The organism is Nonomuraea insulae (assembly GCF_042656245.1).
Genome location: NZ_JBHSPA010000052.1, coordinates 1 through 26,968, shown reverse-complemented (window position 1 = coordinate 26,968; position 26,968 = coordinate 1). Strand labels below are relative to the sequence as shown.

Annotated in this window: 19 protein-coding genes, 1 tRNA gene and 1 pseudogene; 10 read left to right on the top strand and 11 right to left on the bottom strand. The window is 66.4% G+C overall.

What is annotated here, in order from left to right:
• A partial coding sequence (locus ACFPZ3_RS39995; protein WP_465263583.1) for an nSTAND1 domain-containing NTPase occupies positions 1-1,735 on the bottom strand: 1,735 nt, incomplete at its 3' end.
• A gap of 21 nt (positions 1,736-1,756) precedes the next feature.
• On the bottom strand, positions 1,757-2,347 hold the full coding sequence (locus ACFPZ3_RS39990) for a GNAT family N-acetyltransferase (RefSeq protein ID WP_379519567.1): 591 nt from the start codon (positions 2,345-2,347) through the stop codon (positions 1,757-1,759).
• 127 nt (positions 2,348-2,474) lie between these two features.
• On the opposite strand from ACFPZ3_RS39990, the gene ACFPZ3_RS39985 reads away from it, so the two are divergent.
• The 3 genes from ACFPZ3_RS39985 to ACFPZ3_RS39975 are packed head-to-tail and all read left to right on the top strand — an operon-like array spanning position 2,475 to position 5,877.
• Entirely contained in the window at positions 2,475-3,677 is a 1,203-nt protein-coding gene (locus ACFPZ3_RS39985) for an acyl-CoA dehydrogenase family protein (RefSeq protein ID WP_379519566.1), read from the top strand.
• Positions 3,674-4,837 carry an acyl-CoA dehydrogenase family protein gene (locus ACFPZ3_RS39980; protein ID WP_379519565.1) on the top strand — a complete coding sequence of 388 codons (1,164 nt, stop codon included), beginning with the start codon at positions 3,674-3,676 and terminating at the stop codon, positions 4,835-4,837. The genes ACFPZ3_RS39985 and ACFPZ3_RS39980 overlap by 4 nt, the downstream gene beginning before the upstream one ends.
• A complete protein-coding gene (locus ACFPZ3_RS39975) occupies positions 4,834-5,877 on the top strand; it encodes an acyl-CoA dehydrogenase family protein (protein ID WP_379519564.1) in 1,044 nt (347 codons plus the stop codon). The genes ACFPZ3_RS39980 and ACFPZ3_RS39975 overlap by 4 nt, the downstream gene beginning before the upstream one ends.
• Here ACFPZ3_RS39975 and ACFPZ3_RS39970 read toward each other — a convergent pair.
• Positions 5,848-6,456, bottom strand: coding sequence for a TetR/AcrR family transcriptional regulator (locus ACFPZ3_RS39970; RefSeq protein ID WP_379519563.1), 609 nt, complete (start codon positions 6,454-6,456; stop codon positions 5,848-5,850). The genes ACFPZ3_RS39975 and ACFPZ3_RS39970 overlap by 30 nt on opposite strands.
• A gap of 155 nt (positions 6,457-6,611) precedes the next feature.
• Between ACFPZ3_RS39970 and ACFPZ3_RS39965 the strand changes: the two genes are divergently transcribed.
• Positions 6,612-7,385: a nuclease-related domain-containing protein gene (locus ACFPZ3_RS39965; RefSeq protein ID WP_379519562.1), complete on the top strand. Its 774-nt coding sequence runs from the start codon at positions 6,612-6,614 to the stop codon at positions 7,383-7,385.
• Between the two features lie 287 nt (positions 7,386-7,672).
• Here ACFPZ3_RS39965 and ACFPZ3_RS39960 read toward each other — a convergent pair whose 3' ends face one another.
• Both ACFPZ3_RS39960 and ACFPZ3_RS39955 read right to left on the bottom strand, forming a co-directional pair.
• The gene (locus tag ACFPZ3_RS39960) at positions 7,673-9,016 is read right to left on the bottom strand and encodes a vWA domain-containing protein (protein ID WP_379519561.1); all 1,344 of its coding nucleotides are present in this window, start codon (positions 9,014-9,016) and stop codon (positions 7,673-7,675) included.
• Positions 9,009-9,848, bottom strand: coding sequence for an AAA family ATPase (locus tag ACFPZ3_RS39955; protein ID WP_379519560.1), 840 nt, complete (start codon positions 9,846-9,848; stop codon positions 9,009-9,011). The genes ACFPZ3_RS39960 and ACFPZ3_RS39955 overlap by 8 nt, the downstream gene beginning before the upstream one ends.
• A gap of 112 nt (positions 9,849-9,960) precedes the next feature.
• Between ACFPZ3_RS39955 and ACFPZ3_RS39950 the strand changes: the two genes are divergently transcribed.
• A tRNA-Lys gene (locus ACFPZ3_RS39950) sits at positions 9,961-10,034 on the top strand.
• A 489-nt stretch (positions 10,035-10,523) separates the two neighbouring features.
• On the opposite strand, the gene ACFPZ3_RS39945 is transcribed toward ACFPZ3_RS39950, so the two are convergent.
• Together ACFPZ3_RS39945 and ACFPZ3_RS39940 are read right to left on the bottom strand one after the other, a co-directional pair.
• Positions 10,524-11,798 carry a DNRLRE domain-containing protein gene (locus ACFPZ3_RS39945; RefSeq protein WP_379519559.1) on the bottom strand — a complete coding sequence of 425 codons (1,275 nt, stop codon included), beginning with the start codon at positions 11,796-11,798 and terminating at the stop codon, positions 10,524-10,526.
• 413 nt (positions 11,799-12,211) lie between these two features.
• Complete coding sequence (locus ACFPZ3_RS39940; RefSeq protein ID WP_379519558.1) at positions 12,212-12,763, bottom strand: hypothetical protein; 552 nt, start codon at positions 12,761-12,763, stop codon at positions 12,212-12,214.
• 137 nt (positions 12,764-12,900) lie between these two features.
• Here ACFPZ3_RS39940 and ACFPZ3_RS39935 point away from each other — a divergent pair, with 137 nt between their 5' ends.
• Entirely contained in the window at positions 12,901-18,447 is a 5,547-nt protein-coding gene (locus ACFPZ3_RS39935) for a LamG-like jellyroll fold domain-containing protein (protein ID WP_379519557.1), read from the top strand.
• 24 nt (positions 18,448-18,471) lie between these two features.
• Positions 18,472-19,380, top strand: a complete 909-nt coding sequence (locus ACFPZ3_RS39930; RefSeq protein ID WP_379519556.1) for a hypothetical protein — start codon at positions 18,472-18,474, stop codon at positions 19,378-19,380.
• Between the two features lie 1,189 nt (positions 19,381-20,569).
• On the opposite strand, the gene ACFPZ3_RS39925 is transcribed toward ACFPZ3_RS39930, so the two are convergent.
• Entirely contained in the window at positions 20,570-20,986 is a 417-nt protein-coding gene (locus tag ACFPZ3_RS39925) for a hypothetical protein (protein WP_379519555.1), read from the bottom strand.
• A 102-nt stretch (positions 20,987-21,088) separates the two neighbouring features.
• Positions 21,089-21,361: a hypothetical protein gene (locus tag ACFPZ3_RS39920; protein ID WP_379519554.1), complete on the bottom strand. Its 273-nt coding sequence runs from the start codon at positions 21,359-21,361 to the stop codon at positions 21,089-21,091.
• Between the two features lie 604 nt (positions 21,362-21,965).
• Between ACFPZ3_RS39920 and ACFPZ3_RS39915 the strand changes: the two genes are divergently transcribed.
• From ACFPZ3_RS39915 to ACFPZ3_RS39905, 3 genes are all read left to right on the top strand, one after another.
• A complete protein-coding gene (locus ACFPZ3_RS39915) occupies positions 21,966-23,132 on the top strand; it encodes a hypothetical protein (protein WP_379519553.1) in 1,167 nt (388 codons plus the stop codon).
• A 24-nt stretch (positions 23,133-23,156) separates the two neighbouring features.
• Positions 23,157-23,636: a hypothetical protein gene (locus tag ACFPZ3_RS39910; RefSeq protein ID WP_379519552.1), complete on the top strand. Its 480-nt coding sequence runs from the start codon at positions 23,157-23,159 to the stop codon at positions 23,634-23,636.
• A gap of 461 nt (positions 23,637-24,097) precedes the next feature.
• A complete protein-coding gene (locus tag ACFPZ3_RS39905; protein WP_379519551.1) occupies positions 24,098-24,976 on the top strand; it encodes a hypothetical protein in 879 nt (292 codons plus the stop codon).
• Between the two features lie 428 nt (positions 24,977-25,404).
• Here the strand turns inward: ACFPZ3_RS39905 and ACFPZ3_RS39900 are convergent.
• Together ACFPZ3_RS39900 and ACFPZ3_RS39895 are read right to left on the bottom strand one after the other, a co-directional pair.
• Positions 25,405-25,573 (bottom strand): annotated as a pseudogene (locus ACFPZ3_RS39900) (IS256 family transposase); the annotation flags it as partial.
• A 246-nt stretch (positions 25,574-25,819) separates the two neighbouring features.
• Positions 25,820-26,536 (bottom strand): tyrosine-type recombinase/integrase, encoded by a 717-nt coding sequence (locus ACFPZ3_RS39895; protein WP_379519550.1) that lies wholly within the window; start codon positions 26,534-26,536, stop codon positions 25,820-25,822.
• Between the last annotated feature and the right edge of the window lie 432 nt (positions 26,537-26,968).

Sequence of the window (26,968 nt, the reverse complement as noted above, 5' to 3'; positions counted from 1 at the left end):
CGCCCGGACTGAACCAGGCCGACTGCTCGCCGGGCGCGCCGAGACCTCGCCCGAAGGGCCGGCCCAGGGTTCGGGTGCGCAGGTCGTAGAGGTAGGAGCGGTCGACCCCGACGAGCGCCAGCGTGCGGCCGTCCGGCGACCAGGCCATCGCCCGTACGCTCTGCGCCGGGCCCGCCGCGGTGGTGAGCGTACGGCCCGAGACGAGGTCGTACAGCCGGAGCAGGCCCTCCTCCAAGGCGGCGAGCGTGGACCCGTCGGCGGTGATGGCGTGCAGCGTGCGCGGCCCCGCGTACGGGTCGGCGAACACCCCCACCGCCAGGTCCTGCGCCGCCAGCGCCCGCCGGGCCTCCGGGATCGGCGCGAGGTGCCAGGCCGCCAGGCCGAGCTTGCGCGCGGTGACCGGGTCGGTCATCCGCAGCGCCTCCGCCCGTGACGCCGCCACCCTGGCCATCGCCTGGTCGAGCCGCCCGTCGGCCACGCCGCGCTGCCAGATGGCGAGCAGCGCGGCCACCAGCGCCACCGACACCAGCCCCGCCATGGCCGTACGCCGCCCGCGCGCCCGCCGCCGCACCCGCGCCAGCCCCGCGTCCAGAAACGTCTGCTCGCCCGCGCTGAGCGTCACCCGCCGCCGCCCGCCGGCCGCCCACGCCAGCGCCCGGTCCAGCGGCTCACCCCGGAACAGCCCCGCCTCCCGCCGGCCGCCCGCCTCCCACCGCCGCGCCGCCTCCGCCAGCTCGCGGTGCACGGCCAGCCCCTCCCGCTCGCCGTCCAGCCACTCGTGCAACCGCGCCCAGGCCCGCAGGAGCGCCACATGCGCGATGGCCACCTGGCCCGTGATCAGCCCCGCCTCCCGGTAGGCCCCCAGCACCCGGCCGATCGCCGCCGCCTTCTCGCCGCCCCGCCCGGCGACCAGCTCGTCCCCGGCTACGGTGACCACGGTGTCCGCGCCCTCGGCGTCGAGCCCCACGAGCCGCAGGAAGACCTCGGGCACCAGATCCTGCTCGGCCGGGCTGAGCTTCAGGTAAACGGCCTCGGCACGGGCCCCGAGCGGCGGGTCGTCGATGGGCGCGGGCGGCAGCAGGCGGCCCTGCTGGGACTGGGGCGCGTCGAGGAGGGACATCAGGAGCTGGCGGGCATCAGGGCGGCGCTCGGGCTCGCGGTGCAGGGCGGCGGCCACCAGCCCGCGCAAGGGGCGGTCCAGGCGCTCGCCGCCGCCTAATCGTTGCTCGGGCCCGTACGCGGCGAAGATCAGCAACCGCCCCCAGTCCAGCACGTCCGCGGAGGGCTCACCCGGGAGCCCCAGCCCCACGAGCCGAGGCCCCTCGGCCCCCAGGACGACCTTGTCCGGGGTCAGCGCCCCGTGCGCCGCCCCCGCCTCGTGCACGGCGGCGAGCGCCGTGGCCGTGGCGGTGGCCAGCCGGTAGAGGTCGTCGCTCGCGTAAGGGCCGTGCAGGTCCACGACCTGCCGCAGCGTCGGGCCCTCGACGTATTCGCTGACCAGGTAGGGCGGCGCGCCGTCCGGGCACGCCTCGGTGAGCCTGGCGACCGACCGCGAGCGCACGCGCCCCGCGGCCTCGGCGGAGGCGGCGAGCCGGGTCCTGGCCTCGTCGTCCGTCAGGCAGGGCACGCCCAGCGCGTGGCGGGTCCCCGCCTCGTCATACGCCTCGCGGACGATGACCTGCCCGCCGCCGTCGAGCCGGGCGCCGAGCCAGTAGCCCCCCAGCCGATCAGTCATGCGGGATGAGACGCCGCCCTTCTACGAAAGGTTCAAGCGTGCCTTCAGGCGATCACGGTGTTGCGGCCACTCCTCTTCGAGGATGCCGAAATAGACCGTGTCGCGCCAGGTGCCGTCCGGCCTCCTGCGGTGGCGGCGCAGGGTGCCCTCGTGCACGCCGCCGATGCGCTTGATGGCGTTCTGCGACCTGAGGTTGAGGTTGTCGGTCTTGAGCAGGACCCGGTTGTGACCGAGTGCGAACGCGTGGTCCACGAGCAGCAGCTTGCAACTCGTGTTCACCGCGCTGCGCCAGACCGCCCGACCGTACCAGGTCCAGCCGATCTCCAGGCTCGCCTCGAACCCGGGCACGTCGCAGTACGTCGTCCAGCCCACGGCCCGCCCGCTCTCCTTCGCCACGACGGCGTGCGGCACGTGCGACGCGTCGTCGATCAGCCCCCGGGCGACCTTGCCCAGCTCCTCCTCCGAGCGCGGAGCGGCGATGGGCAGCCAGCGCCAGACCTCCTCGTCCCCGCCTCCGGCGGCGAACAGGTCGGGCACGTGATCCATGGTGAGCGGCTCAAGCCGTACGACGTCGTTCTCGAGCACCACAGGGGAGGGCAACTTCGCGGTCATGGCCGCAACCTTATGAGGAGCGTTCCATCACGTTGATGGCCACCTGCGCCTTTTTACGGGGGACCACCTGTCTTTACGGCGGACCACCTGTCGACACTCATACCGGCCGGTCGGTAGGCTCACCGCTATGGACTTCGCCTTCGACAAAGTCACCGAGGACCTGCGCGAGCGCCTGCTGCACTTCATGGACGAATGCGTCTACCCGGCCGAGCCCGCTTTCGAGGAACAGGCGGCCACCAGCGGCTGGGGCCCGCCACCGCTTCTGGAAGACCTGAAGGACGAGGCCAGGAAACGCGGCCTGTGGAACCTCTTCCTGCCCGGCGGCCACGGCGCGGGACTGACCAACCTCCAGTACGCGCCCCTCGCCGAGATCATGGGCCGGAGTCCGGCCATCGCCCCCACCGCCACCAACTGCGCGGCCCCCGACACGGGCAACATGGAAGTCCTGTCCATGTTCGGCAGCGAATGGCAGCGCAAGGAGTGGCTGCGACCGCTGCTCGACGGGGAGATCCGCTCGGCCTTCGCGATGACGGAACCCGACGTCGCCTCCTCAGACGCCACCAACATCGCCACCTCCATCACCCGCGACGGCGACGAGTACGTCATCAACGGCCGCAAATGGTTCATCTCCGGCGCCATGAACCCCAACTGCAAGATCTTCATCGTCATGGGCAAGACGAACCCCGACGCGCCCAAACACCGTCAGCAGAGCATGATCCTCGTGCCCCGCGACACACCCGGCCTGCACGTCAAACGCGGCATGCACGTCTTCGGCTACACCGACGCCGACCACGGCGGGCACGCCGAGATCGTGTTCGAGGACGTACGCGTACCGGCCGCGAACCTCATCGGCGAGGACGGCGGCGGCTTCGCCATCGCCCAGGCCAGACTCGGCCCCGGCCGCATCCACCACTGCATGCGCCTGATCGGCATGGCCGAGCGCGCGGTCGAGATGATGTGCAGGCGCGCCCTGGCCAGGACCACCTTCGGCAAGCCCGTGGCGCAGCAGGGCGTCGTCCAGGACTGGATCGCCGAATCCCGCATCAAGATCGAACTGGCCCGCCTGCTCGTGCTCAAGACGGCCTGGCTCATGGACACGGTGGGCAACCAGGGCGCCCACACCGAGATCCAGGCCATCAAGATCTCCACTCCCATCACCGTGGAGTGGATCCTCGACAAGGCCGTCCAGGTGCACGGCGCCGGCGGCGTCTCCCAGGACTTCCCGCTGGCCGGCCTCTGGGCGGGGGCCCGCTCGCTGCGCCTGGCGGACGGCCCCGACGAGGTGCACAAACGGTCGCTGGCCTATCGCGAACTCAAGAGGTTCATGTGAACGAGGCGGAGATCAAGGGGCGCGTGGCCGCGTTCCTCGGTGAGCACGATCCGGGTGCGGATCGGCTGGAGTTCCTGCGGGCCAGGTTCGATGCCGGGCTGGCCTGGGTGTGGTATCCGGAAGGGCTCGGCGGGCTGGGCGCTCCCAGGGAGCTGCAGCAGGTCGTGGAGCGGGAGCTGGCCGACACGCCGCAGATCAACGGCGGGATCCAGGCGATCGGGCTCGGGATGGCCGCGCCGACGATCCTGGCGTTCGGGACCGAGGAGCAGAAGCGGCGCTTCCTGCGGCCGTTGTGGACCGGGGAGGAGGTCTGGTGCCAGCTCTTCAGTGAGCCCGGCGCCGGGTCCGACCTGGCCACGCTCGGGACGCGGGCGGTCAGGGACGGCGACGAGTGGGTGGTGGACGGGCAGAAGGTGTGGACGTCCGGCGCCCATCACTCCCGGTGGGCCATCCTCGTCACCCGTACCGACCCGGACGTGCCGAAACACCGCGGGATGACGTACTTCATCTGCGACATGCACGCACCCGGCGTCGAGGTGCGGCCGCTGCGGCAGATCACCGGTGAGGCCGAGTTCAACGAGGTGTTCCTGACCGGCGTGCGGCTGCCCGACGACCTGCGGCTCGGCGCGGTCGGCGATGGCTGGCGGGTGGCGCAGACGACGTTGATGAACGAGCGGGTGGCCATCGGCGGGGCTCCGACGCGGCGCGGCGGCGGCGTGATGTCCGCCGTGCTGGGCGCCTGGCGGGAGCAGCCCGAGCTGCGTACCCACGACCTGCACCAGCGGCTCCTGGAGTTGTGGGTGGAGGCCGAGGTGACCCGGCTGTCGGGGGCGCGGTTGCGGGAGCAGCTCGTGGCCGGGCATCCGGGGCCGGAGGGGTCGGGCATGAAGTTGTCGTTCGCGCGGATGAATCAGGCGCTGACCGGGTTCGACCTGGAGTTCCGGCGGGATCTGGGATACGACGACTGGGCGTTCCGCCGGTCGGAGAACGTCGACTTCTACGGCCGCGGCCCCGGTTACCGCTACCTGCGGGCCAAGGGCAACTCCATCGAGGGTGGCACCTCCGAGATCCTGCGCAACATCATCTCCGAGCGGGTGCTCGGCCTGCCCTCGGAACCCCGTGTCGACAAGGACGTGCCCTGGAAGGACCTGCCGCGATGACCCTGCTCTATTCCGAGGTCGAGGAGGAGCTCAGGGCCGCCGTGCGCGGGCTGCTCGCCGACCGTTGCACGCCCGCCGCGGTGCTGAAGCGGATCGAGTCCGAGCCCTACGACCTGGATCTGTGGAAGACGCTGGCCGGGGAGATCGGGGTGGCGGGGCTGCTCGTTCCCGAGGAGTTCGGCGGCGCCGGGGCCTCGGCCAGTGAGGTGGCCGTGGTGCTGGAGGAGCTGGGGCGGGCGGTGGCGCCGGTGCCGTTCCTGACCAGTTCTGTGCTGGCCACGCAGGCGTTGTTGCCGACCCGCGACGAGCTGCTCGGGGAGCTGGCCGAGGGGCGGAAGACGGCGGCGCTGGCGGTGTCGTTCGCGGCGTCGCCGTACCTGCCGGGGCGGGGCTCGTCGGTGAGCGTGGACGGCGGGCGGGTGTCCGGGAGCGTCAGCGGCGTGGCCGGCGCGGAGGTGGCCGATGTGCTGCTGGTGCCGGTGGAGGGCGACCTGTACGCGGTCGAGGGGGCCTCGGTCGAGGTCGTGCCGTCGCTGGACCTGACCAGGCCGGTGGCCACGGTGACGTTCGCGCGGGCGCGGGCCCGGCGGGTGGGCGCGTGCGACCTGGCAGGGGTGCTGCGGTTCGGGGCCGGGCTGCTGGCCTCCGAGCAGCTCGGGGTGGCCGAGTGGTGCCTGGACACGACGCTGGCGTACGTGAAGGAGCGGCACCAGTTCGCCCGGCCGATCGGCTCGTTCCAGGCGATCAAGCACCGGCTGGCCGACCTGTGGCTGGACGTGGTCAGGGCCAGGGCCGCCGCCAGGAACGCGGCCGCCGACACCTCGTCGGTCTCCGTGGCCGTGGCCCAGTCGTGGAACGCGGGCGTGGCCGTGCACGCGGCCGAGGAGGCCGTGCAGCTCCATGGGGGGATCGGGATGACGTGGGAGCACCCCGTACATCTCTATCTCAAGCGTGCGAAGGCCACGGAGATCGCGCTGGGCACGCCCGGCGACCACCGTGAGGCGCTGGCCTCACTCGTCGGTGTCCCCGGCCCCGAGTGAGGAGAGCAGCAGGTCGGCGAAGTGTTTGCCCACCTGGGCGCCGGTCAGCGGGCCCGCGGCGTGGAACCACGAGCCCAGGTGGTGCACCGAGCCGAAGAAGTAGTCGACGACCAGCTCAGCCGGCACGCGGGGGCTGAACAGGCCGGTGCGCTGCCCCTCGGCCACGAGCGCGCGGAAACGTTCGTGGTAGCGGCGGCGCTCGGCGCGGACGTTCTTCTGCGTCTCGGGTGCGAGCAGGTGGATCGACCTGAAGAAGATCTTCGAGTCGTCGAGGTTCGCGGCCGTCGTCTCCACGACGTCGGCCGCGGCCCTGTGCAGGCGCTGCCGGAGCGTGCCTGGGCCGTCGGCGATCTGCGAGAGTCGATCCATCTGCATACGCAGCACGCGGGCGTAAATCTCGTGCAGCAGGTCGTCTTTAGAATCGAAGTAGTGATACATGGCGCCCTTGGTGACACCCGCCGCCACCACGATCTCCTGTACGGAGGTGCTCTCGAATCCGCGCTCGGCGAACAGCCGGGTCGCTTCGGCCAGCAGGCGCCGCCTGACCGGTTCTTCCTTCACATGGTCCCCCTTGGTCACCGCCCTAGCATACCGACTGGTCGGTTGATGGTCTTGCGGGTGCTAATTCCGTCACCTTAGGCTCGCCTTGGTTGGGAAGCGGGTATCTCTTGACCGGCGAGGGATCTTCGGCGTGGCAGATCCTGCACAACACCTACTCATTCGGGGAGTTTGCCGTGCCCGGTGGCTCTATCTACGTGCAGCCCAACGACAAGTACACAGGGTCGTCCCCGCAGTGGTGGTATGAGAAGTTCTGGCGTGAGGACGCCGCGAACCGGCGTAAGTACCGCTACGCCAAGGCCGCTGTGGGATTTGTCATCGGCGTCGTGGTGGCGCTGCGCTTCGACCTCTCGGGTTTCTCGGTTCTGGCCGGCGTGCTGCTGGCGGGGATCGTGGCCGGAGGTGACTGGTTCCTGGACTGGTACTCCTTCCACAGGACGGCGGTGTGGCGCGGGGCGCGACGCGGCGAGGCGATCACCGGGCGGCACCTGCGCCGCTCGCTCGGCCGCGCCGGATACAGCGTCCTCGACGGCCGGGCCATCCGCGGCCAGGCCTCCATCGACCACCTGGTCATCGGCCCTGGCGGCGTCTGGATCATCGACAACGAGTCGTGGAGCCCGGACACCGAGATCGCCTGCTACGCGGGCCGGCTGTTCTTCGGCGAGAAGTACGGCAGCAAGGTCGCCAAGCCGCTGGTGGAACAGGCCGAGGCGTTCGCCGAACTGCTGACCAGGGAGACCGGCGTGGCGGTGACGATCACGCCCGTGCTCGTGGTGCACTGCGGGCTGCTGCCCAAGGGCGCCAACGGCGTCGTGGTGGCCGAGGGGCTCACCCTCCTCAGGCCGCGCACCGCGGCCCGGCTGATCAAGTCGACCGAGGGCGGCGTCCTGAACGAGGCCCAGATCGAACTCCTGAGCCGCACGGCGGCCCGCGAACTCCAACGCGTCTAGGCCCCGCCCGTCCCAGCGCCTCCCGGCCTGCTCGTCCCGGCCTGCTCGTCCCGGCCTGCTCGTCCCGGCGCGCCGCGACCTCGCGAGCTTCGGCGCGCCTCGGTCGCGCCCGTCCCACCACCTCCAGGCCCGCCCGTCCCGGCACCTCCAGGCCCGCTCGTCCCGGCGCCTCCAGCTCCGCGAGATCTCGCGGGCCTTGGCCCCGCGAGTTCGGGCGACGCTCCCTTCAGCCTTCCCTCAAAGGGACCTCAGCCGAAGTACGGCGGGGAAGGGGCGGACGCGCGGGTCTACGCGAGGGTTTCGATGAAAGCCGTCAGTTGGGTGACGTTGCGGCACTCGTACATCGGGACGACCGTGCCGTAGTCGCTCGCGACCGAGTCGCCGGTGTCCCACTGCTGCTCGGGCTCGGGGTTGAGCCAGTAGGCGTGGCGAGCCTTCGACGCCAGCGACTTGAGCGTCTCCAGAGCGGGCGGCTGGTAGTTGGAGCGGGCGTCGCCCAGGATCAGCAGGGACGTCTTGGGGCCGATGGCGTCGCCGTACCGCTCGGCGAAGCGTTCCAGGGAGTGCCCGTAGTTCGTACGGCCGAAGCGCACCATGTCCGCCTCGTTCATCAGCCTCGTCATGGCCTCGACCACGTCGGAGCCCGGCAGGAAGAACCGGGTGATCTCGTCCACCGTGTCCACGAAGCCGAACGCCCGTACCTTCGTGAACTGCTCCCGCAGCGCGTACGTGAGCAGCAGCGTGAAGTGCGCGAACGACGAGACCGAGTCGCTGGTGTCGCAGAGGATGACCAGCTCGGGCTTGTGCGGGCGGGGCGGCTTGAAGTGGGTGGTGAGCGGCACGCCGCCGCTCTGCAGCGAGGCGCGTACGGTCCTGCGGAAGTCGAGCCGTCCCCGCTTGCCCTTCCTGTGCTTGATCACCAGCCGCGCGGCCAGCCGCCGGGCCAGCGGGTAGACCTCCCTGCGCAGCCGGGCCAGGTCGGCCTTGGTGACGCGCAGGAAGTCGATCTGGTCGATCGGGGGCCGTACGGAGGAGCGCGCGATGCGCTCGATCCCGGAGTCCTCGGCGATGCGGCGGCGTACGTCGGTGGCCACGGCCTCCTCGAAGCGCCTGGTGTTGGCGTTGACGCGCTGCCGAACGGTCTTCTCCGCCAGCCCGCCGCGCTCGACGCCCCGCAGGATCCCGGCCATCAGCGTCTCGGGCGACAGGGCGCGCATGACGCTGTAGGAGAACCAGTTCTGCCGCCCGGGCCCCGACTCCTGCCTGCCGAACCGCTCCACCATGGCCTGCGCGAACTCCCGCAGCTCCTGGTCGGTGGCGCCGGTCAGCAGCCCCGCCAGGTGCTCGCGCAACTCCTTGACCTCGGCCGTCTGGAGATCCGCGCGGGGATCCCGTATCCCGCTGGTGGACGCGGGGAACCACAGGTCGAACAGCACATCGAACCCCGGCCGGTAGGCCGGCTTCTTGACCAGCGTCGCCGCGTACGCCGCCCGCAACGACTCCCGATCGGCCAGCTCGACCACCCGCAGCGCGTTGGCGGCGTCCAGCCCCTCGGCCACCGACACCGGCACCCCGGCCTCCCGCAGCGCGTGCACGAAGCCGATGTGCCGGTCCACCAGGGACTCAGGCATCGGGCAGTCCCAGCTCCTTGACCGCACGGGTGTGGTCGGAGGCGTGCTTGAGCACCACGCCCAGCGTCTCGGCCACGGTGGCCTCGTCCAGTTCGTCCCGCCCGAGTGCCAGCAGCGTGTTGGCCCAGTCCACGGTCTCGGCCACGGACGGCGCCTTCTTCAGCTCCAGCGCCCGCAGCGTGGCCACCGTCCTGGCGAGCTGCTCGGCCAGCTCCGCCCGGAACCCCGGCACCTGGGCCAGCACGATGTCCCGCTCGCGCTCGGGCGTCGGGTACTCGATGTGCAGATAGAGGCAGCGCCGCTTGAGCGCCTCCGACAGCTCGCGGGTCGCGTTGGAGGTCAGCACCACGTACGGCCTGCGCGTCGCCACGATCGTGCCCAGCTCGGGGATCGTCACCTGGAAGTCGGACAGCAGCTCCAGCAGCAGCCCCTCGACCTCCACGTCGGCCTTGTCGGTCTCGTCGATCAGCAGCACGGTCGGCCGGTCGGACCTGATGGCCTTGAGCAGCGGCCGCTCCAGCAGGAACTCCTCGCTGAAGATGTCGTCGTCGGCGCTGGTGGCCTGGATCCGCAGGAGTTGCTTCTTGTAGTTCCACTCGTACAGGGCTCTGGCTTCGTCGAGCCCTTCGTAGCACTGGAGCCTGATCAGGTCGGCTTCCGTCGCCAGGGCCACCGCCTTGGCGAGCTGCGTCTTCCCGACCCCGGCCGGCCCTTCGACCAGCAGCGGCTTGCCCAGCGCCGCGGCCAGGAACACCGAGGTGGAGATGGCTTCGTCGGAGAGGTAGTCCACGGCGGCGAGCCGCTCCGTCACATCGGCGGGCGAGTCGAACATAGATGATGATCCTGTCTTCCGGAGCTCGTGGCCGAACTTTATTCTAGCGGCTCTCGCCCGGCTGATACCGATTCGACCCTGGTGCGGATCACCGGTATATTCCTTCCTGCCAGCGCCGCTAGCTCAGTTGGTTAGAGCAGCTGACTCTTAATCAGCGGGTCCGGGGTTCGAGTCCCTGGCGGCGCACCGCACGAAAACCCCAGCTCAGGGAACTGAGCTGGGGTTTCTCGGTTTTCGAGTGGCTCCGGCCGCGTTCAGGCGCTCCCGTGGTTGCTCGGTGGATGCTCTTCGGCACGGTTCCGGCACGTGGCCGGGCGTTCCGGAACCAGGCTCGCGCCCGTTCGTCAGGTCAGACCCGTAAGACGATCAACAGAACGCCAAACCGGTCAGTGTGGTGGGCGTTCCGGGCCAGTATGCGCTTTCCTCCCGACAATGAGTTGATCAAGCTGCCTGAAGCGCACGCGGTTCAGGCCGTGTGAGCTCCGGTGTGGTCAACGGTTTCTGGACTGGAAATTCCGGGACGGGGTTTGTCCACGTCGTTGCGGTGTCCGGGAACATACACCTTCCTGGACAGTCGAACGCCTGATCATGAAAGCCGTCGATGGCGCTTCCATCAGCCCCCGGCGGTAGGAGGTTTCAGCATCCAGGGCCTTGGGCCGCAGCTTGCCGCTCTGCTCAGCCAGAGTGGTGTCGATCGGCACCCAGCCGCTGCCATGCCTCGTCCGCACCGGACCGGCCGCGACCTCGGTCCTGAACGTCTTCCCGTCCGGCTGGGCGTAGGTGATGCTCGTCGCGGTCGTCTCGTCGGCGACCTCGACCGTCTTGCCCTGCTTGGCCGCCGACTGCGAGGCGGCGATCCGCGCCTGTGACGGCACGTTGGAGATCGCGTTCCCGCTCTTGCCGGCGATCCACGCCGCGGGTGTCGTTCAGACTCGCGTCGTGATCATTCCCGGAAGAGTCGGCAGCCGTGCTGCCGCTCCCCTCGTCGAACGTCCAACGGCCGGCTGCTTGGTCGACGATTCGGAAGGACCACGAGTATGGCTCCATCGTGTTCTCCGAGCCATCCATCGCCCAGGCGACCTCCACCGGGTACGTGGTCCCCGGCTCCAACGGTTGGGCCGGAGTGAACATCATGACCCTGTCCTCGTTGCTGTAGGCCAGGGAACCCAAGACAGCTGTGCCATCGGTCGCCCGCACTCTGGCTTCCGCGAAACCGACCGGCTCGGTGAACGTCATCCGCACCACCGCGTCTAGTGGGACATCGAGTGCGTCAGCAGCGGGTTCGTGGGTCAGGACTCGCGGGGCCAGGATGTCCTCTGCGCCGGAGCCGCCGGTGTCGTCCGGCTCCGGAGCGTTCGGGTCGTCCGGGGTGAGCTTGTCGGTGCCGACTGTGTCTGCCATCCCGTTGTGGTTAGCGAGGGTGGCGTTGAGTACCGCGTCGGGTACGTCGATCGACGCGAACTCCTCCGCTGTCGTCCCCGTACGGGTCGACATGGCGACCGCCTCGTCGTAGTTGGTGGGGAGGGTGTCCAAGGGCTCCGGCACGGCGATGACGACCGTCTCCTGGCGTGCGGGCGCCGGCCGCTCGAAGTCGACGCTGAGCCTGGGGGCGTGTGTAGGGGAGGGGTAGGTGGACTCTCGGGTGCGGTAGCGGCGCCAGTTCGTGATGTCGGACTCGTTGCCCGCCGTGAGTTGGATGCCGTAGTTCGGCTCGCCGTTAGCCCAGGCCTGCACGATCGTGTTGACCAAGTGGATGAGATTCCACTTGTAGTTGAACGACCCGGCGCAGGTGGCGCTCTTGTAACCGCCGTACTCGGTGTTCGTCCCCACGCTGGTGACCGACGGCTGATCGGACCATGTGAGTTCCAGTTCGTCCCAGTCGGAGGTGACGCGCCGGGCGGTGATGCCCGATCGACGGGGAGCCCGCAGCCGCTGGACAGGTGGTTCCACAGCGTCAGGTCCGCGTTCTCGATCGTCGTGCCCCAGAACGGGTCGTTCTCGGCGGGGAGCGGGAACTGGATGTAGCTGCGCCAGCGCGCACTGCCGCTGTTGGACTTGCCGGCCAGGATCCGGTCGAGGTTGAAGTTGGACCAGCTGTCGGGGCAGTACGTGCTGGAGGGCGTGTCGATCTCACACTCATACCAGTCGCCATCGATGGCGGCCATGGTCACCGGGTACGCTGTCGCCGGGTCCGGGCTGTACACCAGATCCGATCGTCCAGGCTGACGGCCGCTCTGCCGACCTTGGCGGCGTCAAGGTCGCCGCTGGGGTCCGCAGCGACCGCGTCCAGCAGCGGCGCTGGCCGGATGTCGAGGAACGTTTTGCCGCCCTCGTCCTTCAGCGCCGGCTGGCCCTTGTCGCCCTTACCGATCGAGAGCCCCTTGGGGCAGATCCACGGGGATGCGGAAGGTCACCGGCCCGGCAAGGCGTTCTCGGATGACGATCTGCTGCCGGAACCCGGTCGGGGTGGCGGTGACGACCAGGTCGATGTCCTTGCCATACGTCGACGGGTACGTGGCGGTGCTGCCCTTGAGGTTCGGCTTGGGCAGCTTGCCAGGCGCATCGACGCGGGCGGCGGCCGTGGCGTCCTTGGTCTTGATCGCCGCTGTGTCGCCGCCTGACGACAGCGTCAGGTCTCCTTTGGCCGCCTTGGGCTTGATGACGCCGCCGGTTTCGACGAGCGGGTCTCGTCGAGAACCTTGCGGCGGCTTTCGGCGTAAGCCGGGACCGACGGCGCGGCCCAGCGCTTTTGGTACGGCACAGGATCGGCCAGGAGACGACGGCGAGGGCGTGCAGGCGGCTCCAGTCCAAGACGAGTGGCCAGGAAGTTGACCAGGCACGCAGCAGGGGACATTGGCGGAACAGGCGTGGTCGTGCGCGGGGTAATACGACTTGCAAACCTCTTTTCGGGTCAAAAGTATCGTTTACGGAGCCTGGAACGTTACACAAAGCGCGACTCGGACATACGTGATTTTTCTCATGTTGCTGGGCGATCTTGGCAAAAGGTAAAGCTTGTTTGCTGTTCCCGACAAACATCAGATTGAGGGAGTTAGTGAACGAGTTAGTCAGCGCGCCGCATCGCCGCAGGCCCGCACCACGGAAGATCGCCGCGGCGACGGTGCTCACGGTGGCAGCATCGCTGCTGGTCGCAGGCGTTTCCAGCACTGCGCAGGCAGAGCCCGAACCAGCCGCTGGTCCCACCAAGCCGTCCATCACCACCTTCCCCCGCCCAGATGACCCGGACGCGGCGTTACGCGCGGCGGTCGCGGAGGCGAAGAAGCAGAACAAGCCGGTCGCGGTGGGGACCGCCTACACCGAGACCTCGCGCACCTGGGCGTATCCGGACGGTCATTTATCCACCCAGTCCTACACCGGCCCGGCCCAACTACAGCAGGACGACGGGTCTTGGGCGTGGATCGACACCACGCTCGTCGAAGAGAACGGCGTCCTGAAGCCCCGCCTGGCCAAGGCCGGCCTGAAACTGTCGGCCGGCGGGACCGGCCCGTTCGCCACCATGCGGATAGGGCGTGCCGACAGCTTCGGCCTGTCCTGGCCCACCGCGCTGCCCAAGCCGCAGATCAAGGGCAATGTGGCCACCTATGTGGGCGCCGCGGGCGCGTCGGCGGACCTGGTGGTGATCGCGCTGCCCACCGGCTTCCGGCACGACGTGGTGCTGCGCGAGCGGCCCGCCGGCCCGGTGGAGTTCCGGCTGCCGGTGCACGCCCCGAACCTCAAGCTCAAAGAAACCAAGTCCGGCATGCTCACGCTGTCGGGCTCGAAGGGCAAGAAGGTGGCCTCCGCGCCCGCCCCGCGCATGTGGGACGCGACCGCCGCCAAAGCCGACGTCAAGCAGCCCGGCCGCGAGGCCAAGGTCGACACCGAGGTGACGGCCGACGGCGACGACACCGTGCTGGTGCTCAAGCCCGACCCGAAGTGGCTGGCCGATCCGGCCACCCAGTACCCGGTGACGGTGGATCCCACCACCACCCTCGGCGTCACCCAGGAAGTCGGCGTCGTCTCACCAGATGGTCAGACGGCGGTCGCCGGCACGGTCGGGAGAGCCTTCTACGGGAGCTCGGATGAGGGTACGGCCACCCGCACCCTGATGGCCTTCGACACCGCGCCGATCACCGGACGCCAGGTGGTCAAGTCGACCATGCAGCTGACGTTGCGGGAGGACACCTTCTGCGAGGAGTTCCAGGGCATCGCCGCGCAGCGGATCACCTCCGACTGGGTCGCCGACGACACCTGGTGGGACAACCAGCCCGACACCACCGGCGAAGGACGTGCCGTGGTCGACCCATGCGCCCTGCCGCAATCCGAGGGATCGGTGTGGAGCTGGGACCTGACCGCGATGACGGCGGCGTGGGCGTCAGGAACGGACAACTACGGACTGACGCTCAGCCTGACCGACGAGTTCCCCGTGCCGTTCAACCTCGGCGAGGACTACACGTTCTGGCCGCAGTTCTACGGACAGAACGTCCCCAAGCTCAGCGCGGACTGGGTGCTGCCACCCGAGATCCCCACGGTCAGCGCCGAGTCGATCGACTCCATGACCGGCAACGATGCCATCGCGCGCAGCACCAACGTCAAGGTCACCTACAAGTCCAGCGTGCCCGAGACAACCGGCCTGGACTACACCGTGACCGTCAACGACTCCACCATGGCGCCGCCCGCCCCGCAGTTGCCGACCGGTGAGGCCGCGTACTGGAAGCTCGACGAAGCCTCCGGCGCCACCGCCGCCGACTCCTCCGGCAACAACCAGGCCGCCACCCTGACCGGCGACTACAGTCGCGTACCCGGCCAGCTGGGCCAGGCCGTCAAGCTCACCGGTGGCGCCTCCTACGCCGCCACCAGCGGCCCGGTGCTCAACACCAACAAGAGCTGGACCGTGGCCGGCTGGGTCCGCCTGGACAGCAGCACCACCGACCAGGCCGTCTGGTCCCAGATGGGCGTCAACCAGCCCGGCTTCTCCCTGTACTACACCACCGACAGCGCCCCCGAGTTCGACCAGCGCTGGGTGCTGACCTTCGCCACCCAGGACGTCGCCGACGAACTCCACGAGAAGGTGATCCAGTCCAAGAACCTGGCCAAAATCGGCCAATGGACCCACCTGACCACCCAGTACGACGCCGAAGCCGGCAAGATCCGCATCTACGTCGACGGCGAACTGTCCGCCGAAATCGACCACACCGTCGGCTGGAACGCCCGCGGCCCCTTCCAGATCGGCGAGGGCTTGACCTTCTCCGACGACAGCAACAAGGACGGCCTCGACGGAGCCGTCGACGACATCCACGTCTACCAGCGGGTGCTGAGCCCGGCCGACATCCGCACCATGGTCGGCGTCCCGACCACCACCACCCACAACAACATCCCCTCCGGCCAGCCACTGGACAAGGTCTTCACCCTGGACAACCCGGCCAGCTTCAAGTTCGTCGTCAAGGCCTGCCGCACCGGCGTCACCCCGCCGGCCTGCAACGAGAGCCCCGCCTACCGCATCACCAGCGACGCCCCCGTGCTGCCGTCAGACATCGAGACCGGCATGGCCGACCCGGCCCAGCCGGTCCTGTCTGGCATGGTCAACCGCCCTTCCGGCAGCGCTATCACCGCCAAGTACTACCTGTACGACGACCAAGGCATACCGATCGGCTCCGCACCGCTCGGCACCCGCACCGTCAACGGCGGTCAACGCGCGTCCTTCCAGATTCCGGCCGACACCGTTCAAGCCGGCCGCAGCTACAAATGGCAGATGACCGCCTGCGTCACCAGCCCGCAAGACGACGGCGGCAGCACCGACCCTGGCACGGATCCCGACCCAGGCACGGACCCCGACCCGACCCCGGAGGGGCTGGTCGCGGCCTACGGCATGGACGAAGGGACCGGGACTGCCGTCGCCGATACCACCGGTGTCAACAACGGCACAGCCAAGTCCACGACCTGGGCAGCCGGTAAGTACGGCCAGGCGCTGTCCTTCAACGGCACCAGCAGCTGGGTCAACATCCCCAGCGATCCCTCACTACGGCTGAGCTCCGGGCTGACCTTGTCCGCCTGGGTCAAACCCACCGCAGTCGACGGCTGGCGCCCCATCGTCGGAAAGGGGCACGAGTCCTTCCTCGACCTGTCCTACATGCTGTACGCAGCCGCCGACGGCGGACCCGCCGGATGGTTCATCACCGATGACAACTCCTACACCGTCACCGCAAGTGACCCGCTGACCGCCAACGCCTGGACGCACGTCGCCGTTACCTACGACGGCACCACTGCCACCCTCTACCGCGACGGCGCCAAGGTCGGACAGATCGACGTCAGCGGTCCCATCCTGACCGACGGCGGCGCCCTGCGCATTGGCGGCAGTACCGCCTATGGCGGCGAATACTTCAAGGGCGCCATCGACGATGTCCGCATCTACAACCGCGCCGAAACCGCCGCCGAAATCACCACCGACATGAACACCCCACTCGGCGACACAACGGCCTCCGCTCGCGCAGCTCGGCCGAGTGTTGAATCCGCATCAGACGAGTCCGGTGGCGAAGTCTGCACGCCTAAAACCGCCTCCGCCAGCTTCGCTATCCCCGGCACACCCTCTCCGGACCCAGAAGAGGACATCCGGAACCTGACATTGGGCAAAGACAGCTTCGTCATCAAGACCGCCAAGATCGACCCCACTGCCTGTGATGGGACGCCCTGCGCGGTCGCCGACTCGACCACCGTGCCGATCGGCGGCACCGGCGTGGATAAGATGGTCAGCGTCATCGGTTTCAATTTCGCTGAACTCCCTGACGGCGCCGCTGTCCTGGAAGGCATCCTTAAACTAGGATCCGCGGCATGTGCGAATAACACCTGCCCTTCGGATGCGGTAATCACGGCAACACCTTTGAAGTCTTCAGTAACGAGTAGCACCAAAGGCTCGGAACTCGCAGGCAACGTCGACACGGGCACCAAACCGTACTCGTTGCCACTGAGCAGTCCCCAGGCTGATATCGCAGGCAGCGAATATCAATGGCTGATGCTCACCTCGAACAAGGATGAGTTTATCACTTTTGCCGCGCCGGATGCCTCGGAGCAGCCGTCGCTCGTGCTCACGTACCTCCTTCCCAAACCGCCAAGCAAGGTACTCAACCTGGTAGGCCAGGCGGGCGACGCCAGCGCGCTCGCGAGTTGGGGGGTGCCGGAAACCAACGGCAGTGTCGCCATGCTGGACGGTTATGATGTCGAAGTCACCGATTCCACCGGCAAGGTGGCCAAGACCTCCGAGACCACCAATCCCTTCGCCATGATCACCGGCCTGGTCAACGACGACACCTACACCGTGAAGGTACGCGCCAAGACCGCGTTCGGCGCCGGCGAGTGGGAAGCCGTATCGGTCGTTCCCAAGGCCGTCGCGCCACCACCCGCAGCAGGTTCGTCTGAGCCTTGCATCCCCTTCTTGGACACACCGCCCGATACAAAAGCCAGCATCGCGGCAAGTACATCAGGCGCGCAAGAGTACAGCGATCGGGTACTTGCCTATTACCAGGCGCAGGACGCCGTTCTGGAAGGTCGCGCCGATACGATCTGGGAGGCTCCTGGCGTAACCGCGAGCGCACCAAGCACGGCTAAACTGTCTCTGCTGAACAACACGCTCCAGCAACAGTACGAAGCCATGCAGGCCGGCGAAGAACCTCGCTCCGACTCCACAGTTGCGGTCTCGGACACCGTTGTTCAGCCCGGACCCAGAGGAACGACTCTTGTGACCGCCAAAGTCACACGAACCTGGAAGATTCCGACCATCTCTACCGCAAGCCGGGATGGAGCCCGTGCCGGGACGATGGGTGAGGTCGATCCAGTCGCATCCACCATCTCCATCCACGTGTTCGACCGCTGCGGCAACATGACGGAGATCCAGGCCCCGAATCCCGCCTACGAAGACTCCACAGACTTCGGCGACTCGTGTGGATTGGTCGACGGATCTACGGTCCTCAAGGCTGCCGCGAACCAAAACTGCAAGCCGCCCACTTCGTACAAGTCGGCCGAAGGATGGGAACTGCAGCGCAGTTGCTCTTCCGGAGCGTGTCGTTCCGAACTGTACGGCTGGAACACCGTAACCAAAGGCGTGGAGTACGAGGTAGGCAGTGTTCTGAGGTGGGAATACGTGAGCGACAAAACTCCCCTCATCGTCAACGAGTGGAGCGCCTATACAAGTGTGAGAATCACGTGCTCCTTCGGCAACAGCAAGATTGATAATCTGATCGCAAAAACCCTCAAACTGAAGGTGGATACATCAGTTGCCTTCAGCTCTCTGGGGATATCACCCTCGATATCCTGGCCGCCTGGCGCCTCTCCCGTGGAAGGAGGCCAGGGTGCAACCCTCTCCTGGGATGCGCCAGATGGTGTCACGCAGCTCGTTCCAGAACCGGTCAAGTTCGCTGCGCAATGCGAGTCTCTATTGTGCCTCGGATTCACAAAGCTCAAGCATAGCGCGACTGGGAACCTGTCGATTCTTGCTGAATGCAAGTCGACCGCAACCCAAGCTAAGGACTGTATCTCCCGACCGAAGACAATATATATGGTGCCATCATCGAGCCAGTGGGCATTAACCATATGGCCCTTCACCTACTAGGAAACGAAGCATAGCCTAATGTCGATGGACGCGGAGATCGAAGCATCCGCTTCGATCTCCGCTGTTCATCGACATCAACCGCGCGGGAGATTTGATTTGAACAGCACGAGCCATAAGAGGCGTATGCGAGGCACAAGGCGCTTAGTTTTTCTGGCGCTCATACTTATCTGCCTAATCGAAGGCATCCATCTTTTCGGCGGCCGGACAGAGCGCTTGCGTGAAATATATGGCGGCGCTTTCCAGGTGGCACATCCCGAGTATTATGTTACGGTGGATGCGAAAGTGGGTGTAGGGCCTCTATCGGTGAGTGCACAAGTGGGGGCTTTCGAGCTAAGTCCAGACTTGCAAGGTCCCAGAGTGGACGGAACGATAGCGGAAAATGTGCTGGGTTTGATTTCCGCCCCTCACCTCCCAGAGGCGAAGATGAGCCAGCTCCTACGCTCGTTCAAGGGTGGCGAAGGGGTGGACGATATGTCGAAGTCCCAAGCGCGCGAAGCGATAGCAGACCTGCCTCAAGATGCTTCTATCACTGCTATTGTAGAGCTAGCCTCGCCCATGACCGAAGACGAGATTAATGCCAAGCTACAAGCGTCGGGCCTCCAATCAGATGCGCTCTATCTATTTGTTTCCGGATCTCCAGAGGTGTCAGGGATTCCGGTCTACTGGCGGCCGTGCGCAGTCTATGAAAGAGAATGCGAGAACACTTCATCAATAAGTCTTTTTCGGCGTTGGGCTGCCAAGTTAGATTGGACTGACACGCTGAATCTTAGGGCCCTTGGCCTTGATATTGATGTGTTGCGTCAGGCTGCACATGAGGGCAAGATCTACGGACTTCTAACCTACGGATACTCGGGACAATCCATTGCCGAGTTGATTGAGAAGCCCGAAGTGCGCACGATCAAAGTCGTTGCAACATCGAGCACCAGATCGTAGTGCGCGTACTCGACCGGCACGTGCAGTGAGCTATCTGCCGCAGAGTAGTTATCGTCTGTCATCACATATGCCCTTGCTCGCTCGCACAACAACGTTATACATTTCGCCTGTTCAGTGCATCATCCCAGCTGGGGCCGGACTTGCATACATCCTTAAGACGTCCTCACCCTTGCAACGAGATATTCGTGATCGTGCCGCCCTTGTGGCAGGTTCGCGGCATGCTTGAGGACCAACCGGCCCCATATCGCACGAGTCCGGGTGTAGCGGTCTCGTGCGGTTTCTTCGAGATCGCCGAGGCAGGTGCGCCGGAGGATCAGGTAGTGGCCGCCCTGGCATGCGAACTGGTAGGCGTCGCAGCAGCAGTGCCTCTGATGCGCGGGGGTTTCCCGTGCGGCTACGGTACGGCTCCCATTTGATGACCGTGCTGTTCCTTGACCGTCAGCGTGATCAATGGCGAGGGCTGATTGGATCGCCCGAAGGTGGCGGAGCAGAGGGCCCCGACCGGTGAGCGGTCGTTGAGAGGGAGCTGGCCAGGGCGTACTGTCGGCGCTCACACAATTCCCCCATTGAGGTGTGATCCGCTCACGGAATTCCCCCACTGTCCGCTCAGCATGGACAGTGGACGTCGCTCGTGATGTTCGTCCAGAGGACGACGGACGTTTCGATGACTGACGACCACCATGTGGGAGTCCATACACCTGGTCCTGTGCATCGAGCCGCGTGACGATCGCTGGCGGTGGTTGCACGGACGTCCAGGGCTGGGGCGATCGGCGCCGCAGCGCCTCCTACGTCGGCCCCACGGCATCGGAGTACCCCAAGCAGGCAGTCACGGCGTTGGCGCTCGATGCCAGGGCGAGGCTGATCGTGACTGGTATCTCCGGGTTGATCTTCACCGGGAGCCTAACCATCTGGGGGAATTACGTGAGCCGACCCTGGGGGAAACACGTGAGCGCCCACACCTTCGTGGAGCAGCGTGTATGCGCCGCAGCATGAGGACTCCTGCACCCACACGAAGACATCCGATCTGGGAATGTACGGTTCCCACTTGAATTGCACGTCGATCACTTCCGGGTGGCGCGGCGGCCGGACACGGAGACCGGGTGTGGTTCGGCCAACCGCCGCGCCTGCTTACGGGCCCCGTGGCCAGAGGCGTCGAACCGCGTGCCCCGGGGAGTTTCACGGGCTGGCGTCAGAGGATCGTGCCGAGCTTGCGCCAGTCGTCGCCGGGCCTGCGAATGTCGCCCGGGTGCTCCACGTCGCGCACCGCGTAGTCGTCGCCGTCCCCGATCGTGGCGAACTCCAGGCCCGTGCCCTTGACCAGCTCGAACCTGTCCTCGTCCACGTCGATGTCGTGCAGGTCCACCTTGTCCGACGGCTGCACTCTCCCGCCGGGCCTTCTCTGGCTGATGACCGCACCGAGACTGCGGAAGTCGTCGCCGGCTCTGCGGATCTCGACGGCCGGGCGATCCTTGTCGCGGACGGCGTAGTCATCGCTGTCCGCGATCACCGCGTGCTCCAGACTCGTGCCTTCGACCTGCGCGAACGTGGACTCTTCCACGTCCATCGCGTACAGGTCGGGCTCGAACATTCTCTGTGTGCTGACCATGGGGGTCTCCCTCGGGTTGTTGCTTCGTTGTTGCCGGGCGCCGGGCCCGGCCTGGGTTCCCCGACCCGCCGAAGCCGCACGCGACGACGGGCCTTGGAGGCTTCACGGGCACTGGCGAGTCATGTCGTGGATGATCGCCATCTGATTGCTCAACTCCGCCATGAGGGCGACAGGGTTCCCGCGCTCCAACCGTGGCCGCAGCCCGGCGGCCAACATCTCCACCGACAGCTGCCAAGACGGCACGGCCCGCCAGATCCAACCGGTCGGGAAGACGTCATAGAAGATCGCCCACTGCGGGTAGGTGAGGCGGAGTACGGCGAGCTGACGGTCACGCATGTCCAGCTCAAGCCATGCTTCGATCACGGTCGGGGTCATCTCAGGCACCGCCGGGGAACAGGGACGAACCGCCTGGCTTGCGCTGGGTGCGTCTGACCGGCCGCGAGGTGAGGTAGGCAAGAGGGTTCGCGTGGCGGAACCGCACCTGCCTGCGGTTCCCCATAGCGTCGGCCAATACGGCGATCATCGCGGTGGCGCGCAGACCGCCGTACGTCAGGCCGTATCGAGAGCGGCTCCGACCGTCCCAGGCCATCCAAGAGGAGAAGCTTTCTGTGTCCGGGTGCACAGATTCATCACAACGCTGAGTAACAGAGCGTGGACAGGTGGCGTTGGGGGACACTGGGGGACGCGAGCGTGTCACCATCCCCTGATGAGGTGCGACGGCATGACCGACGAGACAGGCCTGCCAGCCTGGGCCGAACGCATTCGACACGAGCGCCGGCAACGCGGCTGGTCTCAGAAACAAGTGGCTGTCCACCTGTTCAAAGCCGCCGGTGACGAGATCGCTTTGGCGGAGTTCGAGTCGGTCCTGCGCAGGGTTAAACAGCACGAAGCGGGCAAGGGTCGTCCTCGTGATCCGTATCCCCTTCTGTACTGCCGCGCATTCAAGATCCCAGAAGCTAAGCTGTTTGAGCGTCCGGCGTTGCCGGAGGTCACGATCGATGACAGCGCCGACGACGACGCGAACTCGGTCTCCTCACCCTCTCTCCCTTGGCTCTGGGAAGCAGGACCGACAGCCGATGCCATCTACGACATCACCAAGAGCGACCTCATGCTGAACCGTCGCGAAGCGGTCAAGGTGCTGGCCATCACGGCAGGACTCCCGCTCGTCGATCCAGTACAACGCTGGCTCGCGCACCCGCCCCCCGTGCCCTCCCCGTCGGGCTACAGCGGACGGATCGGATTGGACGAGGTCGCCCAGTTGGAGCAGGCGGCGAACGTCTTCCGCACATGGGACGACCAGCACGGCGGCGGGCTCGCCCGTAAGGCCGTGATCGGACAGCTCAACGAGGTGGCCGACCTGCTGCGCGACAGCCACCCCCACGAGGTGGGCGTGCGCCTGTTCCACGTGATGGCGCAGCTCTCGAAGATCGCCGCCACCATGTCATGGGACTGCGGCATGCAGACCGCGGCGCAGAAGTACTACGTCATGTCTCTGCAGGCGTCCACGCCCGGCCAGGACAAGCCGTTCGGCGCGAGCGTCCTGGCGTCCATGGCCCGGCAACTGCTGTACCTCGACCAACCGCAGGACGCGCTGGAGTTGATCCGGCTCGCCCTGGACGGAGTCAGGTCCACGGCCACACCTCGACTCCGCGCGATGCTGCACACCCGGGAGGCGTGGTCGTACGCCAAGATGGGCCGGCCCGAGTCCTTCAAGCGCGCCACAGGCAACGCCGAGGAAGCATTCAGCGAGATCGGTTCCCGCGACCCCGACCCGGACTGGATCGCCTACTTCGACGCCGCCGAGCTGGCCGGGGTGACCGGCGGCCGATACCTGGAGCTGGCCCACCACGACAACCGGTTCGCAGGCGACGCCCTCGACCACATCCGACAAGCGGTGGCGCTCCGGCAACGTTCCAGCATGCGCAGCCTCGCGCTCGATCAGGTGGGGCTCGCCTACGCCCACCTCATCAGCGGCGACCTCGACGAGGCCGTGACCGTGGGCAGCGCCGCAGCTGACACCGCTGGGCAAGTCCAGTCCGACAGAGTCAGAGTGCAGCTCCGCGAGTTCTATCTTGAGATCGAGACCCGGAGAGATCCCGTCGTGGCTCCCCTTCAGCAGCACATCCGCGAGACGCTGGCACGCTAGGAACCGGCACCTAGGAAGGACTCGATGATGCGTATCGGCGTGACCGGCCACATGAACCTGACGCCGGCGGCGGCCCGCCTCGTCTCCGACGCGCTCCGCGCGCACCTTGCCCCGCTGACCGGCGAACTCGTGGGTGTGTCCTGCATCGCTCGTGGGGCGGACAGCCTGTTCGCTGACGCGGTGCTTGCGGCCGGCGGATCGCTGGAGGTGGTGCTGCCATCGCGGGACTACCGGCAGACCAAAGTGAAGCCGGATCACGCCGAACAGTTCGACCAGCTCATGGAGGCGGCGAAGACCGTCCGTCTCATGGACTTCGACCACGCCAACCGGCAGGCGTACGAGGCCGCCAACGAGGCCGTACTGTCAACGATCGATGAGCTGGTGGCCGTCTGGGACGGACAGCCCGGTACCGGCACGGGCGGGACGGCCGAGGTCGTGGCCGAGGCCCGGAAACGCGGCCTCCCCGTGACCGTCATCTGGCCCGAGGGCGCCGCAAGAGGGTAGGCGCCACAGAGAGATGAACGGCGGGCACGGCAACAACGGCGTCGTGCAGGGCATTGCTCACCCCCGCAATCCGCTGGCTGGACACACACCAGCATCACTAGCCTGGGCGGTTGGGCCAGCGCGGAAGAATTCAGGGCACGGAACTGGGGTCCGCGGAGAGCGCCACGTGGCAACGTGGCATCCCAATACGGGACGGCCTCAGTCCGGTTTATCCCGCATTCGTCCTTAATGGGCGGTGTACGTCAGACCTTAGCCGAATCGTTCAAGAATATTATGGATTCTCTGTCTAAATACTATCCAGATCAAGGTAGCGGGGGTTTACTGGCGATATAGGCATTGCGTGATTTCGTGGAATTCGGGACCATATGAGGCAGGTTAAGAAGATCAAGAAGCCGCCACGAGCCCCGCGGCGGCGACCGATAAGGACTGAAGGCTTCTGGGGAAGAAGTCTGCGGAAGCCCTTGGTCTGGCTTGCTGGCATCACTGCTGCTGCGCTTACAGCCGCGATAACAACCATTGCGTCCGATACCGCTAAAAAGGTTATCGGGAGCGAGGCGACTGTGACCACCCCGAGCGTCCACGTATCGGCTAGCGCATCGTCGATTCCGAAGAAGCCAGTGGCAGCTTCTGATCCGGTGTGGATCAAGCCGGTTGTCATTGAACGGAAGGTTGGCGGCGACTATTCCTGGATATTACCAAACCGGACCAACTTTTCCAATAAGGACATAAAGGATATTACGGCAAAGCTCTTCAGCGAACAGTCGGACACGTACATGCCGAAAATTGGTGGGGTATGGACGCGAGGGTTGAGTCTGAAGATAGTAGCGGAAGGGCGGCGAGAGTCTCCAGTGCGCATACTTGATATGCAGGTCGAGAAGAAATGCGTCCCTCTGCATGGCACGGCATTCATTGCGCTGGAGCAAGGTGGCGAGCCTAGTATAGGCATTGGCTTTAACCTCGACTTGGCAAAGCCTTCGGCGCAGATGGTGGACGAGCAATTAGAGGAGAAGGATCGCTGGCGCGGGCAGTACTTCCGCGAGAACAGCGTGAGCCTGGATCAAGGAGAGCAGTCGGTTTTTCAAGTAACCGTTGCTGCGAGTAAGTACTACTGTGAGTTCAGGCTAGTTCTCGTCATACTCGACGGTGACAAAACGGTACGCCAGGTGGTGGATAATAACGGGAGCCCATTCAAAGTTTCGGGAATTGGCGGTGATCCGTGGCGTAATGGTTCTTTCGCGTCGCTGGATCGCCTCTATATCGCTAATGTTCTCTATGGTCAGCGTTTTTTTGAAGTCAATCCAGAGACGTATGATATCTCTATGGATCCGCGGAAAGGGTAGATGGCGCAGGCTGCTGTCCTCGCTCTACCCGGTTTCTCAGACAAGCACTGATATAATCCTGAAAACCCCTCGTGTTTCGCAGTTTTCCTTGATCGTCGTGCATGTGGCGAGGAGGATGTTTCCGCGTGCCTTTCGCTGGTCTGCGGGGCGGATGTGGAGATGGCGGAGGAGCAGAGGCTCTCTGGGTGCATCCACCAGTCATACAAATGCCGCAAGATCGCTATAGGCTGAACCTGATCAGCATCGCGGGGGTCCGCGACGCCCATCAAGCCCGGTCTATAACGTCTGGAGACAGACTAGCGCCTTGTGCGCGTCAACGCGCAGCTGCTGCTGCCAGACAGGCCGGGACATATATATATATATATATATGAAAAGCACGCCAAAATGACAGTGAACTGCACGGAACGGCTGCGTGTGCGCACGCCGGTGGGCCAGGTCGACCTGGATTTCCACAAGCCCAGCGCGCAGTCGCCCACAGCGAGGGCCGGGTCACGTATGCCCTGGCGGGCGCAGTCGCAACAGGTCAACCCAGGACTCGCGGTAGCCGCCCTTGAGCGCAATCAGCTCCTTTGAGCCGTCGGCACGGACTCCGATCAGCGGGGCGACGACCTGGCGTCCGGAGCCTCTCCAAGCCGCCCAACGCCACCTTGAGACACAGGGCTTCTCCGCGGGCGAACCGAATGGTCAAGGCCACGCAATCGCCCGGCCGGTTGCTCGGTGGTTGCTCTTCGGCCATTGGCACCTGTGAACCCGCGGTGGCATTTTGGGGCATTTCGAGGACGACGGAAAGGGACGGAGCGCTACAAGGAAGTACATTGAGGTACGGCCTGACACAAAGGCCTCTTAATCAGCGGGTCCGGGGTTCGAGTCCCTGGCGGCGCACAATCTCTGATCAGGCCCGGCTTCCGATATGGCAGCCGGGCCTGATCTTTGATGGGGCCGTGATGAGGCCAGGGTGAGCGCGTCAGCGAACAGTAGCCTGACGCTTCCGACGGCCTCCGGTCTGGCTGTGCTTCCGGACGGAGCTACTACGGCGATGGGGCGATTGCTCCCAGGCGGTCGGCGTCCGGCCTCGCGAAGAAGGCGGGCAACGGCTTCGGCGGTGTCACGGGCGACCTGTGGGACGACGGTTACGTAGGTATCGGCCGTCAGCACGATGCTGGAATGACCAAGCTGGTCCTGGATGACCTTGAGGTCCGCACCTGCCTGAAGCGCGAGACTGGCTGCCCCATGTCGAAGGTCGTGCGTGCGCCGTGAGGCGCAGTGATTCGAGTGGAGGTGAGAGACCTTCGCCGCTGATCCCGTCGCAGCGGGACGGTGGAGCTGAGGGCAGCTTGAGCCGGGTGATGCCGGGGAGGGTGGGAGCAGCCCTGACAAAGCCGGGACGGGCCAGCACTGCCAGATGGCCCGGGTTCGGCAAGCGGGATGGAGAGGAGTACGCGAGGAACCGGCGTGTGACACCCCCTTAATGCGACACCGGCTCGAAACCTGGCGGATCAGGGCCGGGAGCGGTGCGTATCCGCCCGTGTGTGGGTGGAGAACTCCCGCGGTAGTGGGCATGAGCTGCCGGGGAGGCTGCGAGGAAGGTCTGCGGCGTACTCGCAGCGATACCGCAGGGGCATAGTCGGGCTCCTCCTTCGTCGAGCGAATCACTGTGAACACGGGAACCGTTCTGGATCCCGCCCGGCCGCCCGTCGCCAACGGGGCCGGTCGGGCTGGGCGCATCGACCGCCGATCGGTCCGGGACGGGGCGGAGCCGCCGTAGTACTCCGAGCCGGGGAAAGCCCGTGCACATGGGGAAGGGCGGCAGCGGTTTCGAGAAGAGATGTGGAGGCTGTAATGCCGAAAGACGCGTCCCCGAATGGGGACGCCTGGCCGGAGCAGGTCCCGGTGGGGCCGCGGCGACGGGTATCGGAGATGCAGGCCAAGCTTCACCGTTGGCTGTGATCCGTTCCTCCGAAACCGCCTGTGGCGGGGGATGGAGGGGGCCGG